Annotated in this window: 11 protein-coding genes and 1 other annotated feature; of the genes, 8 read left to right on the top strand and 3 right to left on the bottom strand. The window is 64.4% G+C overall.

Annotated elements, in window-relative coordinates; genetic code table 11:
* The first annotated feature begins 66 nt into the window (after positions 1–66).
* Positions 67–468 carry a PTS sugar transporter subunit IIA gene (locus tag ABIB06_RS21440; RefSeq protein ID WP_007597752.1) on the top strand — a complete coding sequence of 134 codons (402 nt, stop codon included), beginning with the start codon at positions 67–69 and terminating at the stop codon, positions 466–468.
* A complete protein-coding gene (locus ABIB06_RS21435; protein WP_247445378.1) occupies positions 465–782 on the top strand; it encodes an HPr family phosphocarrier protein in 318 nt (105 codons plus the stop codon). Before ABIB06_RS21440 ends, ABIB06_RS21435 begins: the two co-directional genes overlap by 4 nt.
* Before the next feature lie 15 nt (positions 783–797).
* Here ABIB06_RS21435 and ABIB06_RS21430 read toward each other — a convergent pair whose 3' ends face one another.
* On the bottom strand, positions 798–2,423 hold the full coding sequence (locus ABIB06_RS21430; protein ID WP_354050277.1) for a glycosyltransferase family 39 protein: 1,626 nt from the start codon (positions 2,421–2,423) through the stop codon (positions 798–800).
* Positions 2,424–2,537: 114 nt separating this feature from the next.
* On the opposite strand from ABIB06_RS21430, the gene lepA reads away from it, so the two are divergent.
* From lepA to ABIB06_RS21415, 3 genes are all read left to right on the top strand, one after another.
* Positions 2,538–4,349 carry a translation elongation factor 4 gene (gene lepA, locus ABIB06_RS21425; protein ID WP_247348692.1) on the top strand — a complete coding sequence of 604 codons (1,812 nt, stop codon included), beginning with the start codon at positions 2,538–2,540 and terminating at the stop codon, positions 4,347–4,349.
* Between the two features lie 188 nt (positions 4,350–4,537).
* Entirely contained in the window at positions 4,538–4,834 is a 297-nt protein-coding gene (locus ABIB06_RS21420; protein WP_354125633.1) for a hypothetical protein, read from the top strand.
* A 55-nt stretch (positions 4,835–4,889) separates the two neighbouring features.
* Positions 4,890–4,943, top strand: a sequence feature (sul1 is cis-regulatory element that is thought to sense ions involved in sulfur or methionine metabolism; They are found in Alphaproteobacteria).
* 81 nt (positions 4,944–5,024) lie between these two features.
* Entirely contained in the window at positions 5,025–6,506 is a 1,482-nt protein-coding gene (locus ABIB06_RS21415) for a SulP family inorganic anion transporter (RefSeq protein ID WP_247348688.1), read from the top strand.
* A gap of 215 nt (positions 6,507–6,721) precedes the next feature.
* On the opposite strand, the gene ABIB06_RS21410 is transcribed toward ABIB06_RS21415, so the two are convergent.
* Positions 6,722–8,362 (bottom strand): amidase family protein, encoded by a 1,641-nt coding sequence (locus ABIB06_RS21410; protein WP_346730974.1) that lies wholly within the window; start codon positions 8,360–8,362, stop codon positions 6,722–6,724.
* Between the two features lie 130 nt (positions 8,363–8,492).
* Between ABIB06_RS21410 and ABIB06_RS21405 the strand changes: the two genes are divergently transcribed.
* The 3 genes from ABIB06_RS21405 to ABIB06_RS21395 all read left to right on the top strand — a co-directional run bounded on the left by ABIB06_RS21405 (position 8,493) and on the right by ABIB06_RS21395 (position 12,420).
* The gene (locus ABIB06_RS21405) at positions 8,493–8,954 is read left to right on the top strand and encodes a GNAT family N-acetyltransferase (protein ID WP_247348685.1); all 462 of its coding nucleotides are present in this window, start codon (positions 8,493–8,495) and stop codon (positions 8,952–8,954) included.
* Between the two features lie 148 nt (positions 8,955–9,102).
* Complete coding sequence (locus tag ABIB06_RS21400) at positions 9,103–10,257, top strand: acyl-CoA dehydrogenase family protein (protein WP_247348683.1); 1,155 nt, start codon at positions 9,103–9,105, stop codon at positions 10,255–10,257.
* A gap of 195 nt (positions 10,258–10,452) precedes the next feature.
* Entirely contained in the window at positions 10,453–12,420 is a 1,968-nt protein-coding gene (locus tag ABIB06_RS21395; protein WP_247348681.1) for a methyl-accepting chemotaxis protein, read from the top strand.
* A gap of 235 nt (positions 12,421–12,655) precedes the next feature.
* Here ABIB06_RS21395 and ABIB06_RS21390 read toward each other — a convergent pair whose 3' ends face one another.
* Positions 12,656–14,824, bottom strand: coding sequence for an EAL domain-containing protein (locus ABIB06_RS21390; protein ID WP_247348679.1), 2,169 nt, complete (start codon positions 14,822–14,824; stop codon positions 12,656–12,658).
* Positions 14,825–14,836 lie beyond the last annotated feature (12 nt).

Here is a 14,836-nt window from a genome sequence, read left to right as displayed (position 1 = left end):
GGGCTCTGGATGGTCAAAGTGGCGCGTTCGTGCGGTGCACCAAAAGCGCCCGCGAGGAGTTTTCCGATGATTGGTCTAGTACTTGTGACCCACGGGCGCCTTGCCGACGAATTCAAGGCAGCGCTTGAACATGTCATGGGCCCACAAAAGCAAATCGAAGCGATCACGATCGGCGCCGAAGATGATTCCGATCTCTGTCGAAGCGACATCATAGAAGCGGTTAACCGCGTCGATTCCGGCGACGGCGTCGCGATCCTCACCGACATGTTTGGCGGCACGCCGTCGAACCTCGCAATATCCTGCATGAGCCGGCCGAAGGTCGAAGTGCTCGCGGGCATCAACCTTCCCATGCTGGTGAAGCTCGCCAAGGTGCGCGAGGAGCGTCCGCTGCCCGACGCGATCGCGATGGCGCAGGAAGCGGGCCGCAAATACGTCACCATTGCCAGCCGCGTGCTCGCCGGCAAATGAGCGACGAGGCGCCGCAAGCCGGGACGGGTGTGCCCGCGGGCGCGATCTCCAAAGACCTTCTGATCATCAACAAGCGCGGCCTGCACGCGCGGGCCTCCGCAAAGTTCGTCCAGGCCGTCGAGCGCTTCAACGCGCAGGTCTGGGTGACGCGCGGCGGCGAGACCGTCGGCGGGACCTCGATCATGGGCCTGATGATGCTCGCCGCTGGTCCCGGCACGACCATCACTGTGGCGGCCGCCGGCGACGATGCCGAAGCCGCACTCGCCGCAATCACCGAGCTCGTTGAAAGCAAATTCAACGAGGAAGGGATTTAGGCGGCTTCGCCTCGATCATTTCCCCGGCGGCGCGATGTAGATATTCCAGCTCATCGACGGACCGGCCTTGCCGTGAGTGAAGCGGCGCGTCGTCATCACGATGCGCTCGGCGTTCGGCGCAACCTCGGACACCCATTTCTCGAACGCCGGCAAGCGACCGTCGGCCGGATCGAACACGCCGATGAAGCCGTATCGCTTGACGTCATCGGGCGAGATCAACCCGGACCCCCAGGCTTCGAGCGGCGTGAACGCGGCCGGATGATCGGGGCTGTAAAACACCATCGGCTGGATCGATTCCATGGTGCCCGCGACGACCGCCCAGCGCGAGGCGAAGCGCGCGTGCCAGGCCTGCGCCAGCTCACGCGCGAGATCCGAGCGCGCGCCATAGGTCGCCGTGTTGCCGGCATTGGCCGCCATCTCGCGCGCGGCGATCCAGGGCGAGGCAGCGAGCGTCGCGACGCTGAGCACGAGCCAGATCGCGACAATGTTGAACAGCGCAGCACTCTGCACCCGCAACGCCGGGATCGCGACCAGCGCGAGCGGCACCAGGAAGAACAGCGAGATGCCCCAGTCGGTCTTCATGTAGATTCTGAAGGCCAGCGCGCCGAGCGCGGGGCCGAATGCGACGATGATCTGGATGATCCAGACGTTGCGCGCCTGCGAAAGGTTCACACCGGGATTCGCGCCGCGCGCCCAGGCCCGCGTGACGATGCGCAAGGGCGCGCGCATGAGCAGCGAGACCCAATGCGGCACAAGGGCCATCGCCAGCGCGGCCAGCGCCACCGGCAATGCCAGCAGCGCCAGATTATGCAGGGCATAGCCGGCCACGAGCTGATGCACCTGGCCGCTGTCCTCAAGGCTGTAGGTGTCGCCGGCATAGGTCAGCGGCACGAAATGCGCCTCCGCCAGCCAGACGATGTGCGGGATCATCGCCACCACCATCGTCACGATCGCAACCCATGGCCCCGGCGACGACAGGAACCTCATCCGCTCTGGATGGATCAACGCGGCAAGCCCGATGGCACCGATCATGGTCAGCACCCAGTATTTGGTCATCAGCGCCAGCGCGCCGGCAAGTCCGAGCAAGACTCCGGATTGCCAGCTCCGCTTCTCGAACGCATTGAGATAGGCGAGCACGAGGAGCGGCAAAGTGACGAGCTGGAGCAGGTCGGGATTGTACTTGAAACCCTTGAAATTGAAGATCGGGTAGAGCGCGACCATCACCACGACCAGGAACGCGCGCCGCGCATCCACGACGCGCAACGCGATGAGCCAGCAGATTACCATGCCGACGCTGACGGTCGCCATCGCCAGCGCATAGGTCGCCCAGTCCGTCGGCGGGAATGCCATGAACCAGACGCCGGCGACCCAGCCCGACAGCGGCGGGTGCTTGCCATAGCCCCACAGGAATTTCTGCCCCCAGCCCCAGGCTTCTGCGACGTCCATGTGAACGTCCTGCGCGGCCTTCAGGTTGATCAGGATGAAGGTCCAGAGCACCGCATGCAGGATGGCGAGCTGGATCACCAGCCAGAGGCGCGCCTCCGGCCGGATCGCGCTGGCAACCAGCCAGGCCCGAAAACGGGCATAGCTCGCCCGGGTCTTCGCGCGCGCCCCGGCGGTGGGAAGAGAAGTGGTCGACATGGGCCGTTGCGTAGCGCGTTTTGGCACCCAGTGGAATCAGCTTGGCGTGAACAAAGGCCCTGAAATTACAGCAATATGGTTGCCGCACGGGGATGTGAGTGGTATCCCGCGCCCATGACGACCGTCCCCATTTCCAACATCCGCAATTTCTCCATCGTCGCCCATATCGACCATGGCAAATCGACGCTCGCCGACCGTCTGATCCAGATCACCGGCGGCCTCACCGACCGCGAAATGGCCGGGAAGGAGCAGGTGCTCGATTCCATGGACATCGAGCGCGAGCGCGGCATCACCATCAAGGCGCAGACGGTTCGGCTGAAATACCACGCCAAGGACGGCAAGGATTACATCTTCAACCTGATGGACACGCCGGGCCATGTCGACTTCGCCTACGAAGTCTCGCGGTCGCTGGCGGCCTGCGAGGGTTCCCTGCTGGTGGTCGACGCCAGCCAGGGCGTGGAAGCGCAGACGCTTGCCAACGTCTACCACGCGCTCGACGCCGGTCATGAGATCGTGCCGGTCCTGAACAAGGTCGACCTTCCCGCCGCCGAACCCGAGAAGATCAGGCAGCAGATCGAAGACGTGATCGGCATCGACGCCTCGGACGCCGTGATGATCTCGGCCAAGACCGGCCTCGGCGTTCCCGACGTGCTCGAAGCGATCGTCACCCGCCTGCCACCGCCGAAGGGCGATCGCGACGCCACGCTGAAGGCGTTGCTGGTCGACAGCTGGTACGACGTCTATCTCGGCGTGGTCGTGCTGATCCGCGTCGTCGACGGCGTGATGAAGAAGGGCGGCCGCATCCGCATGATGGGCACGGGTGCTGCCTATGACGTCGAGCGCGTCGGCTTCTTCACCCCGAAGATGACGCAGGTTGACGAGCTCGGCCCCGGGGAGATCGGCTTCATCACCGCGGCGATCAAGGAGGTTGCCGACACCCGCGTCGGCGACACCATCACCGACGACAGAAAGCCGATCACCGAAATGCTGCCGGGCTTCAAGCCTGCGATTCCGGTGGTGTTCTGCGGCCTGTTTCCGGTCGATGCCGACGACTTCGAAACGCTGCGCGCCGCGATGGGCAAGCTGCGGCTGAACGACGCCAGCTTCTCGTTCGAAATGGAAACCTCGGCCGCACTCGGCTTCGGCTTCCGCTGCGGCTTCCTCGGCCTGTTGCACCTCGAGATCATCCAGGAGCGGCTGTCGCGCGAGTTCGATCTCAATCTGATCGCAACCGCGCCGAGCGTCATCTACAAGATGAAGCTCAACGACGGCACCGAGATCGAGATTCACAATCCCATCGACATGCCTGATGTGGTCAAGATCGCGGAGATCCAGGAGCCCTGGATCGAGGCCACGATCCTCACCCCCGACGAATATCTCGGCAGCGTGCTGAAGCTGTGCCAGGACCGCCGCGGCTCGCAGAAGGAGCTGACCTACGTCGGCTCTCGCGCCATGGTGAAATACGATCTGCCGCTCAACGAAGTCGTGTTCGACTTCTACGACCGCCTGAAATCGGTCTCCAAGGGCTACGCCTCGTTCGACTATCATCTCACCGACTATAAGCCGGCCGATCTCGTCAAGATGCAGATCCTGGTCAACAACGAGCCGGTCGACGCGCTCTCGATGCTGGTCCACCGCACCCGCGCGGAGGGGCGCGGCCGCGCCATGGTCGAGAAGATGAAGGAGCTGATCCCGCCGCACATGTTCCAGATCCCGATCCAGGCGGCGATCGGCGGCAAGGTGATCGCCCGCGAAACGGTGCGCGCCCTACGCAAGGACGTCACCGCAAAGTGCTACGGCGGCGACATTACCCGTAAGCGAAAACTTCTGGAGAAGCAGAAGGAAGGCAAGAAGAAGATGCGGCAGTTCGGCAAGGTCGACATCCCGCAGGAAGCTTTCATTGCCGCGCTGAAGGTGGATAGCTGAGGCGGGGGCTCGGACAGCTCCGATCCGGAACGTTTGGGCCGGAAAATAAGAAACGCGAAAACAACCCCATGCACAGTAGCCGACCCATTGTTGGCGCTGCGCTTTTTCGTTTTTTACGAAGCCGGTTTGACTTGTCGGGCAAAACAGGGGCATGATGGCATCATGGAAGCGGGTGCAGTCGGCAGACGGTGATGTCCTATCAAACGACCCCCGTCACGTTTGTGCTCATAGCCCGGATACCTCCGGAGGGCGTCGACGCGTTTCGAGCCTACGAGAATGCCGTCCTGCCGCTGTTGCCTGAGTTCAATGGATCTCTGGAGCGCCGTCTTCGCAATCCGGACGGCACCGTCGAGATCCACATCGTCAGCTTCACGTCCGAAGCGGACTTTCAAAACTACCGGAATGATCCTCGGCGGACAGCGCACGCCCGGCTGTTGGAAAAATCATCCGCAAAGCTGGAATTGCTCCCGATGGCGAACGTCTAGCGTCCGACAAGATCTGGCTTGCCGTTGCGTCGCGGCAATCGTACTGAGAACGCTCGTCGGACCCGAGTTCATCGGGTGGCTCGGCCGGGCGCCCATCCCCCGGAAACCCTCAGCGTAGCGATATCGAAGCTTAACTTTAGGCCGACCGGGCGCCGCCCGTCGCCTCGCTGGTCTTATTGGTTTCAGCAAAATGACGTTCTACCAAACGTTCCGCCGCGAGTGGTTGACAAACGTTTCCACGGACCTGCTCTCCGGTGTTCTCGTCGCGCTGGCGCTCATTCCGGAGGCCATCGGTTTTTCGATTGTCGCGGGCGTCGACCCGAAGGTGGGCCTTTACGCCTCATTCTCGATCGCCTGCGTGACTGCCGTCGTCGGCGGCAGGCCGGCGATGATCTCCGCAGCGACGGCATCGACCGCGGTGCTGATGATCACCCTGGTGCGCGATCACGGCCTCCAGTACCTGTTCGCCGCGACGGTGCTGATGGGACTGATTCAGATCGCCGCAGGGGCCGCGCGGCTTGGTCTGCTCATGAAGTTCGTGTCCCGCTCGGTCATGACCGGATTTGTAAACGCCTTGGCCATTCTCATTTTCCTGGCTCAGTTGCCGCAATTGACGCACGTCGGCTGGGAAACCTACGCCATGGTCAGCGCGGGCTTGGCCATCATCTATCTGTTCCCTTACGTCACCAAACGAGTGCCGTCCGCCCTGGTCAGCATCATCGTACTGACCGCGTTTACGCTGTGGTCCGGGATCAAGCTGCGTACCGTCGGCGACATGGGCGAATTGCCGTCCAGCCTTCCGTTCTTCGCGATCCCCCAAGTCCCCTTCAATCTGGAGACCCTGAGGATCATCCTGCCGTACTCGCTGGCGATGGCTGCGGTCGGGCTGCTGGAATCGCTTCTGACGGCTTCGATCGTCGACGACATGACCGATACCGGCAGCAATAAGAACCGGGAATGCGTAGGCCAGGGCGTCGCCAACTTCGTCACCGGCTTCCTCGGTGCAATGGGCGGATGCGCCATGATCGGGCAATCGGTCATCAACGTCACCGCCGGCGCGCGCACCCGTCTATCAACGTTCTTCGCCGGCGCCTTCCTGCTGTTCCTGATCGTTGTCCTTGGCGAGTGGGTGAAGCAGATCCCGATGGCCGCGCTCGTGGCCGTGATGATCATGGTCTCGATCAGCACGTTCAACTGGTCGTCCCTCCTTAACCTGCGGTCCCATCCCCTAAGTTCGAGCGTTGTGATGTTGGCCACCGTCGTCGTGGTTGTGGCGACCGGCGATCTGTCGATGGGCGTGCTCACGGGCGTCGTACTCAGCGGCGTGTTCTTCGCCGGCAAGGTGGCACGCCTGCTCGGGATCGAAACGGAGCTATCCGAAGACGGACGCGAAATCACTTACTTCGTGACAGGGCAGGTGTTTTTCGCCTCCTCCAACAGTCTCGTCGATGCCTTCGACTATCTCGATGTACCGAGCCGGGTCCGAATCGACGTCAGCGACGCGCATTTCTGGGACATCACTGCCATCGGAGCACTGGATGACATCGTTCTCAAGCTTCGTCGCCACGGCGCCGAAGTCGAAATCATCGGGCTCAACCAGGCCAGCGCCACAATGGTCGAACGCTTCGGTACGCACCATAAGCCAGGTGCGCGGCCGAAAGCAGTCCATTGATGGAAGCATGATGTTGCTCGGCTGGGTCAAGTCGGACTCACCGCATCAAGCTCGCCGGATGGGTTGAGCCCTGGCAAAACCCGTTACCCTGATGCGGAGCAGTGATTCTTGTTAGCTCGATCCGATCGTAAGGCTGAAGCTTGATGGGCTTCGCGTTCGCTCTCCCCGTCCTACGCGCTACATCGGAGACGGCTTAAGTTGCCTGCTGGCCCCAGCTAAAGGCCGGGTAGGCCGGGGGGCGGCTTGTGCGTCCGTGACGCCTGCTCGAACGCGTAGGCCAGACGTAGCAGCTTGTGCTCGCTCCAGGCACGGCCGGCGAAGGTGACGCCGAGCGGATAGTCCGGCGTGTCCTTGTCGTCGGCCCCCGAGACGAAGCCTCCAGGCACCATGACGCTGGGATAACCTGCTTTGGCAGCGATCGGGGCGCCCATAGCGCCGGGGAATAGGACAGCATCAAGCTTGTGCTGGTTCATGTAGGCATCCATGCCGCGCGTCCTGGCGGTGAGCAGATCCATGGCGCGTGCGGATTTGTATTCGCGCTCGCTGAGATCGCCCCTGGTCGCGTTGGCGGCGAGCAACAGGTCCTGGCCGAAACGCAGCGCCTTTTCGGCGTTATCGTCGTTGAAGGCCACGATGTCGGCGATCGTCTTGATGTCGGTCTCGATCGCCCAATCCCTCAGATAGAGATTGACGTCATGCTTCAGCTCGTAGAGGAAGACGATCCGCTGCGCGACCGGATTGCCCTTGTTGGCGCTCAGCGGATTGCGATTGAGCACGGCCATGATCGTGCCTGGTCCGTTCATCCAGCCGGCGGTCGGCATGCTGGCGCGCACAATGACGGCGCCGAGATCCTCCAGCACCATGATCACGTCGGCCATCAGCTTGGTCCCGTCGGGTGGCAACTTGCCGTAGTAGCAATCGTTCAGCGGGTCGGCGGGGTCGCTCGGCACACCGATGCGCGCACCCTTTAACGCATCCCGCGCGAGATCGGCGGTGTAATCGGCCGGCCTGCGCTGCCGCTCCGTCACCGGATCGAGCGGGTCCTTTGCGGCCAGCACGTTCAGCAGCATCGCGGCGTCTCGCACGGTGCGCGTCATCGGCCCCGCTGTGTCCTGGCTGTGCGAGATCGGCACGATGCCGGCTCGGCTGATCAGTCCGACCGTCGGCTTCACGGTGACGAGGCCATTCCGGCTCGCCGGATGCAGCAGGGAGCCGGAGGTCTCGGTGCCAATAGAGGCTGCACACAGACCTGCCGCCACGGCGACCGCCGAACCCGAGCTCGATCCGCCCGGGTCCACGAGCGGGATACCGTGATCGTCGGCGAGCGCCGGTACGTAGGGATTCCTGACCTGACCGCCCAGCGACGAATAGCCCGAGGGCATGTCGATCGCGAGGATGTTGGCGAACTCCGTCAGGTTTGCCTTGCCCAGGATCACCGCGCCGGCGTCCCGCAGCAGCTTGACAATCGTGGCATCGTCCCTCGCGCGCGCCCCCTCCAGCGCCAGCGAGCCGGCTGTCGTCGGCTGCCTGTCGCCGGTCGCGATGTTGTCTTTCACTAGGATCGGTACGCCAGCCAGCGGCCGCTTGGCCGATGGCACGATGCCATCTAACTTGCGGGCGATCATGAGCGCGTCGGGATTGAGCTCGCGCACGGAGTTGAGCATGGGCCCACCACGGTCGTAGGCATCAATGCGCGCCAGATAGGTTTTGGCCAGCGCCGTAGCGGTGGCCCGTCCACTGGTCAAAGCATTGATGATATCGCTCATGGGTGCGTCATGGAGCTTTGGCTCGGCCTGCTCCTCGACGCTTGTGGAAGCTGCGGCAGGCCGAACACCGCGGCGGGTTGGCTCCTTCATGACGTGCCCCGTGGGCGGCCTCCCAAGATTGTGCTACAGACGGTAGCATCAACTCTGGTTGCGCGACAAGCTGATTGCCAATCTGGGACGCAGGCGTCAGTCATTCTCAAGGGCTTCAGCGGAGCGGTTCATGGAATGCAAAATCAGGCCTGCGCTTGACGATGACGCCGCTGCCATCAGCGCGGTCATCTTGCGGGCGCTGCGCGAAACCAATCCGAAAGACTATACCGACGAGATCATAGGGAGGGTCGAGCGCAGTTTCAGTCCAGGCGCCGTACGGAAGCTGATCGGGAAACGTACTGTCTTTGTCGCCATCATCGGCAGCCGCCTCGTCGGAACGGCAAGCCTTGACGGAAGCGTCGTCCGCACGGTCTTCGTCGCTCCCGACGTTCAGGCCCAAGGTGTCGGCAAGCTGCTGATGGCCCAGATCGAGCGTACGGCGCGCGAACGGAACATTCCCGCGTTGACCGTTCCTTCCTCGGTCACCGCCGAAACTTTCTACGCACGACTCGGGTTCAATGCCGTACGCGATAGCTACTATGGTGACGAACGCACGATCATCATGGAGCGAGTGCTCGATGACCCGTGCTAAGTCCGGTCCACGCCATCAAGATCGGGACGCAAGACACTTCGCGCGATCGCGCGCCCCGAAATGACAACCGCACCACCTTGATCCTCCCTGCCAAATAGACCACCATCGCGTCTTACCGCTCACGGCAGAATGGGCGAGGAAAACGCGCATGAACGCAACTCCCGGAGTTGGCCTCGTCGAACGTGCCCGCGCACTTGCGCCGCTCATTTCGGGCGAAGCTGACGCGATCGAGCGGACGCGGCGGCTGACCGCTCCCGTCGTCTCGGCACTGATCGAGAACGGGCTCTACCGCGCACTGCTGCCGCAAAGCCTCGGCGGCGCTGAAGCTGCACCGGAAGCCTTCATGCAGATGCTGGAGGAGATCGCGAAGGCGGATGCCTCCACGGCCTGGTGTCTCGGCCAGTGCACGGTCTGCGCCATGATCGCAGCTTCGCTCGATCACGATACCGCGCGGGAGATCTTCAACGCGGGCCCCGGCATCCTCGCCTGGGGCGCGATTGCACATGAGGCGCGGGCGGTCGAGGGCGGCTACCGCGTCACGGCGCGCTGGGACTTTGCCTCGGGCTCGCGGCAGGCGAGCTGGCTGGGGGCGCATGTCCGCATCGTCGGTGCTGACGGGACGCCGCGCAAGAATGCCGATGGCTCGCCGGAGGTGCGGACTATTTTGTTTCCGGTGGCGAGCGCGACGCTTCATGACGTTTGGCAGGCGATCGGGCTCGCCGGGACCGGCACCGACGCGTACGAGGTGAGCGACCTCTTCATCCCCGAGCGTTTCACGGCGTTTCGTGACGTGCCGTCCGCGCTGCGCGAGACCGGCCCGCTCTACAGGATCGGCACCGGCTCGACCTTCAGCCTCGGCTTTGCCGCGGTCTCGCTCGGCGTGGCGCGCGCGACGCTGGATGCGGCAATCGCGCTGGCACGTGGAAAGCATCAGTCGCTGGCCGCACACACCATGCGCGACAACCAGGCGGTCCAGGGCCTGATCGGCCGCACCGAGGGCGATTTGCGCGCCGCGCGCGCCTATCTCTATGCAACGGCGAATGCGATGTGGCGCGATCTCAGCGCGAGCGGCGAGTTCAGCACGGCACATCGCGGCGCCGTCAGGCTGGCTGCGACCTGGACCATCCATCAATCGGCGCGCGTGGTCGACACCGCCTATCACATGGCGGGTGCGACCGCGGTATTCCGCGGCAATCCGTTCGAGCGGCGGTTTCGCGACATGCACGCCATCGCCCAGCAGATCCAGGCGCGCGACACGCATTACGAGGACGTCGGCAAGGCGATCCTTGCCGAAAACCGATAGTCTCAGGCGAATGAAGCTGCGGCGCTTTGTCTCGCGCTATGACGAATGACCAATGCTCCATGCGCTCACTGCATTGAGTCATGCAAAAGGATGGCAACGAATCCGTTGAAACACGGAGGACGTGCCGGCCTTGTTGTTAAGCAATTTCTGGGACCTTCCGCAAAAGCAAGATTTGGAAATGCCTGGGAATTTTCGATGTTCAAACTCAAGTCGATTGCCGCCCGCCTGATTCTCGCCATCGCGCTCACCGTTGCGGTGGCCTGCGCCATTCTCTCCGGCTTCTCGATCAGCCAGCAGCGGGCGCTGACGCGGCTCGCGCTCGATCAGCAGCTCAAGCTGCAATATGAAAGCGTGATCGCCGCGATCGACTATGAAGGACGTGCCGCGCTGGCAGTCTCCACCGTGATCGCGGCCCTGCCGCCGGTCGGCGATGCCATCGCCAAGGGCGACCGCGACAGTCTCCTCACGCTGCTCGGCGACGCCAACAAGGCGCTGAAGGCGCAGGGCATCCCGCTGATCACCTTCCAGCTTCCGCCGGCGATCTCCTTCGTCCGCGTCCACGCGCCCAAGACTTTCGGCGACGACGTTTCCGCCCGCCGCGCCACCGTGGTCGAGGCGCTCAAGACCGGCCGGCAGATCGTCGGCGTCGAGCCGGGCCGCGAAGCGCTCGGCATCTTCGGCATGACGCCGATCGTGCGCGACGGCAAGAACCTGGCCAATGTCGACGTCGGCGCCGCCTTCGGCAAGGAATTCGTCGACCGCGCCAAAAAGCGCTTCGGCATCGACCTTGCCGTCTACTCCGTCGACGGCAAGAATTTGAACAAGCTGTCGTCCACCTTCGGCGAGAACGCGGTCGCCAAGCCCGACGAATTGAAAGCCGCGATCGACGGCGCGCCGCTGCTGCGCGAAGCCGAGCTCGACGGTCATCCAGTCGCCGTCTACGCCGGGCCGATCAAGAACTACGCCGGCGCGCCGGTCGGCGTCCTTGAAATCATCAAGGACACGACGGAATACGAGGCCGCTTTCGCGGCCGCGGAACGCAATCTGATCCTCGGCACGGTCGCGATCCTCGCTGCCGCCATCGTGCTGGCGTTCCTGCTCGGCCGCGGCCTGTCGCGGCCGCTTGCCGCGATCACCGCGGTCATGAACCGGCTATCGAGCGGCGATACCAGCGTCACCATTCCCGGGAGCGAACGCCGGGACGAGCTTGGCACCATGGCCAAGGCGGTTGACGTGTTCCGCCGCAACATGCTTGAGGCAGAGGCAATGCGCGAGGCGCAGGAGGCCGACAAGGCCCGGGCAGAAATGGAGAAACAGGCGCTGCAGCGCCAGATGGCTGATCGTTTTGAGGCCGACGTCAAGGGCGTGGTGTCGGCCGTCGCAAAGGCGACCGAAGGCATGCAACACGTCGCCGGCGAGATCACCACGAGCGTCAACGGCACCTCGCAGCGTGCTTCCGCCGCGGCGACAGCCTCCGAGGAGGCCTCGACCAGCGTCAATGCGGTCGCTGCGGCGACCGAGGAGCTGGCCTCATCGGTGAACGAGATCGGTCGCCAGGTCACCCATTCCAGTCAGGTCGCGAGCGGCGCGGTGGTCAAGGCCACCGAAACGACGGCGATGGTCACGAGCCTCGCCGCCGCAGCCGAGCGCATCGGCGACGTGCTGCGGCTGATCAGCGAGATCGCAAGCCAGACCAATCTGCTGGCGCTCAACGCCACGATCGAGGCGGCGCGTGCGGGCGAAGCCGGCCGCGGCTTCGCGGTGGTCGCCGCCGAGGTAAAGGGGCTCGCCAGCCAGACCGCGAAGGCCACCGACGAGATCGCAAGCCAGGTGACCGCGATCCAGGCCGCGACCGGCAATTGCGTCACGGCGATTTCAGGGATCAGCGACACCATCCGCGAGATCAGCGGCATTACCACCACCATCGCCGCTGCAGTCGAAGAGCAGGGCTCGGCGACGCGGGAGATCGCCCGCAGCGTGCAGCAGGCGTCCGCCGGCACCACCGACGTCTCGGCCAATGTCGCCGGCGCGAGCCAGTCCGCCGACCAGTCGCGCGCACTGGCCAGCAATGTCATGGTTGCTTCGGGTGAACTCGGCCAGCACGCCTCCGCGCTCCGGCAGAGCGTCGACACCTTCCTCGCGGGCCTGCGCGGCGCCGCCTAGCTCACAAAGTGTCGTTCTGCACGTTGCTCGCCACCGTCAAGGCGCCGAACAGCAGGGCCATCGCCAGCATCCAGTCGAGCAGAATGGCTTTCAGCCGCCGCGAGAAGCGGGCGTAGCGCGGTCCGGGCGTCAGGGTTGAGGCGTCAGAGGCGATGGCAATGTCGCATCCGCTCGTCCGATCCAGCCATAAGACGCCGGCGGACGGCTCAAGGTTCGACCGTATCAGACTGCAGCATCACGCCACCAGCGCGGCGTCCTCGTCCAATCCGTCGATGCCGCGCTGCGCGGCCAGCAGGCTGACGATCTCGGCGTTCGGCCGGGCCTTGCTGAACAGAAAACCCTGACCCTCGTCGCAGCCTTCGGCCCGGAGGCAGCTCAGCTCGGCTTCGGTCTCGACACCCTCGGCGGTGATGATGACGCCGAGCCCCTTGCCGAGGCTGACGATGGAGCGGATGATCGCCTGGGCCTCGCGGTTGGCGCCGAGATCGCGCACGAAGGATTGGTCGATCTTGATCTTGTCGAAGGGGAAGCTGCGCAAATAGCTGAGGCTGGAATAGCCGGTGCCGAAATCGTCCATCGAGATGCGTACGCCGAGCGCGCGCAGCGCATGCAGCGTCGCCAGCACCTGGGCGCTCTTCTCCAAAAGCAGCGTCTCGGTGATCTCGAGCTCGAGCCGCCGCGGCGGCAGGCCGGAATGCTTCAGCGCGTCCGTCACCACCGAAAGCAGATTGCCGCTGCGGAACTGCAGCGGCGACAGATTGACGGCGACGCGGACGTCGTCGGGCCAAGTCGCGGCGTCCAGGCACGCCCGGCGCAGCATCAAGCCACCGAGCGGGTTGATCAGCCCGGTTTCTTCCGCCACCGGAATGAACTCGGCCGGCGAGACCATGCCGCGATCGGCATGCGGCCAGCGCACCAACGCCTCGAAGCCGGTGATGCGGCCGCTCTGGAGGTCGATCAGCGGCTGGTAGTACGGACGCAGCACGTCGCTCTGGATCGCGTCGCGCAGCTCGACCTCGATCTTGCGCCGGCCCTGCGCTTTGGCGTCGAGCGCGGCCTCGAAGAACGCAAACGTGCCGCGCGCATCCAGCTTGGCGCGCGACAGTGCCATGCCGGCGCTCTTGAGCAGCTTCTCGGAATCATCGCCGTCGCCCGGCGCCATCGCGATGCCGATGGAAGCGCCGATCACCACGGAATGGCCGTCGAGCAGATAGGGATCGGCGATGGCTTCAAGCAGGCGCTTCGCCAGCAACACCGCGTCCTCGGGGCGCGTCAGGCCGCTCTGCACGATCGCGAACTCGTCCGAGTTCAGCCGGGCCAGCGCGTCTTCCTCGCGCAAGGTCGAGCGCAGCCGCTTGCCGACTCCGCGCAAGAGCTTGTCGCCGACCGCGTGTCCCAGCGCGTCGTTGACCGCCTTGAAATTGTCGAGCCCCAGCATCAGCAGCGCGACCTTGTCGGTGCTGCGGCGGGTGTGCAGCAGTATCTCGTCGACCTGCTGGCGCAGCAAACTGCGGTTGGGCAGGCCGGTCAGGCCGTCATGCTGCGCCATGAAGGCGAGCCGCGCCTCGGCGCGTTTGCGCTCGGTGATGTCCATCAGCGCGAGCAGCACCGCGGGCCGCTCGGCATAGCTCAGTTCGCGGGAATAGATCGCAAGATCGATCAGCGCGCCGTCGGCCTTGACGTGCTTCCAGGTGCGCCCGGCCTGCTCCTCGCCGGTCGGATCTGAGGTCCAGGGCGGCTCGCTCTCGAAAGCCTGCAGGGAGCGGATTGTCAGCCGCTCGAACTCGGCGCGGCTGTAGCCGTAATGGGCGACCGCCGCATCGTTGACGCTGAGGATACGCTCATCGTCCAGCGCGCAGACGATCATGGGGACGGGATTGCCGTCGAACAGCAGGCGGAACGAGGCCTCGCGCTGCTTCAACTCGGTGATATCGACGCGCAGGCCGACGACGCCGCCGTCGCCGGTCAGCCGCTCGTCGATCAGGATGACGCGACCGTCCGCCAGCTTCTGCTCGTGGCGCGCGCCGGGCTGATAGAGTTTTTGCAGCCGCTCGGCGATCCAGTCTTCCTCGTGGCCGGCAGCCTCGGGATAGTCGCCGCGGGCGACACCAATGCGCAGCGTGTCTTCGAGACGCGCGCCTTCTTCGAACAGATCGGCGGTCTTGCTGTAGATCTCGGCGTATTGCTTGTTCCAGAGGACGTAGCGGCCCTCGGCATCGAGAAATACGATGCCCTGCGGCAGGATCTCGATGGCCTGACGCAGACGCTCATGGGATTTGCGCGCTTCCGCGATCGCGGCTTCCGCCTCGGCGCGGCTGCGCAGAACCTCGTCGCGTTCGGACGGAGGATGAGGCGCGCGCGCAAAACGCGGCTTGCGCGGGTGCAGGCCGAGCCTGCCAAGCACGCTCCCCTTCCG

The organism is Bradyrhizobium sp. LB8.2 (assembly GCF_040548035.1).
GTDB lineage: Bacteria > Pseudomonadota > Alphaproteobacteria > Rhizobiales > Xanthobacteraceae > Bradyrhizobium.
Note: the sequence above shows the minus strand (reverse complement) of the source record. Positions and strands in the feature narration are given on the sequence as shown.

Bases quoted from the DNA above. Each gene is read 5' to 3' on its own strand.
- ABIB06_RS21440 (WP_007597752.1), top strand. From the start codon at position 67: ATGATTGGTCTAGTACTTGTGACCCACGGGCGCCTTGCCGACGAATTC.
- ABIB06_RS21435 (WP_247445378.1), top strand. From the start codon at position 465: ATGAGCGACGAGGCGCCGCAAGCCGGGACGGGTGTGCCCGCGGGCGCG.
- ABIB06_RS21430 (WP_354050277.1), bottom strand. From the start codon at position 2,423: ATGTCGACCACTTCTCTTCCCACCGCCGGGGCGCGCGCGAAGACCCGG.
- lepA (WP_247348692.1), top strand. From the start codon at position 2,538: ATGACGACCGTCCCCATTTCCAACATCCGCAATTTCTCCATCGTCGCC.
- ABIB06_RS21415 (WP_247348688.1), top strand. From the start codon at position 5,025: ATGACGTTCTACCAAACGTTCCGCCGCGAGTGGTTGACAAACGTTTCC.
- ABIB06_RS21410 (WP_346730974.1), bottom strand. From the start codon at position 8,362: ATGAAGGAGCCAACCCGCCGCGGTGTTCGGCCTGCCGCAGCTTCCACA.
- ABIB06_RS21405 (WP_247348685.1), top strand. From the start codon at position 8,493: ATGGAATGCAAAATCAGGCCTGCGCTTGACGATGACGCCGCTGCCATC.
- ABIB06_RS21400 (WP_247348683.1), top strand. From the start codon at position 9,103: ATGAACGCAACTCCCGGAGTTGGCCTCGTCGAACGTGCCCGCGCACTT.
- ABIB06_RS21395 (WP_247348681.1), top strand. From the start codon at position 10,453: ATGTTCAAACTCAAGTCGATTGCCGCCCGCCTGATTCTCGCCATCGCG.